General features: G+C 41.5%; 1 pseudogene. It reads right to left on the bottom strand.

Going from position 1 to position 763, the window contains the following annotated elements:
- Positions 1-763 (bottom strand): annotated as a pseudogene (locus tag ACFIJR_RS09145) (hypothetical protein); the annotation flags it as partial.

Below are 763 nucleotides of genomic sequence, written 5' to 3'. Positions count from 1 at the left end.
ATCGGGGCTCCTGTAAACATAACAAGCCGATTGTTTTCATCAAAAGCACCAAGCATTGGAGCGCCACTTTGCCAACGGGGGCTGTCTAAAGAAGCCGGCAATGCCTCAAGATTGAGTGAAATCTCATCTAACTGTTCTAAAGTATAACCTGTTGTAAACACTGGAAACAACGTGAAAAGCTTTCCCTGTAGTGTCGACCATTTCTGTAAACCCCAATCATAAACAAAGGTGGTTTGCTCGTTATTGCCTCTTTTTAAGGACCAATAAATCCGGTTATCAATGGGGTCTATAACTCCTTGCATCTCATCAAGAGCAAACTTATCAAATGTTTTAAAAACCGTTCTATCAACCTTTTCAAAACCTATCGGTAAAAGTTGACCATCTAAACTCATCTGATAAAAACCACCATCACCTGCAAAAAAAGCATCACTCCCTCGACATGCTATAGAGGATGCACTACGGGCTCCTCGCTTGTCTTGTATCTTTTGAAACGTAAACACAATCTTAGAACCCGCAACAAAGGTTCCTGCATAAATAGCAGAACGCATAAAAATGAGGGGATTAGTCGATTCCGTAGACCCTTGAACATATTCTCCATCTGGAAAATCTTGAAAATCGCAATCTTTCTGCTTAACTGTCCAATGGGTTGCATCTTCCAAACCTGACCAATGAATGCGATTGGGATAATCTGTCAATTGCATCAAACAAACAAAAGGTCCCCAAACCTTCACCAAGCCTGCTTTCGGGGGATTGCCTCCTAAAT

This window comes from Bartonella sp. OD88NMGDW (assembly GCF_042193775.1).
In the GTDB taxonomy this organism is placed as follows: Bacteria; Pseudomonadota; Alphaproteobacteria; order Rhizobiales; family Rhizobiaceae; genus Bartonella; species Bartonella grahamii.
The sequence above is the reverse complement of the archived record's forward strand: the minus strand, read 5'-3'. Positions and strand labels throughout refer to the sequence as shown.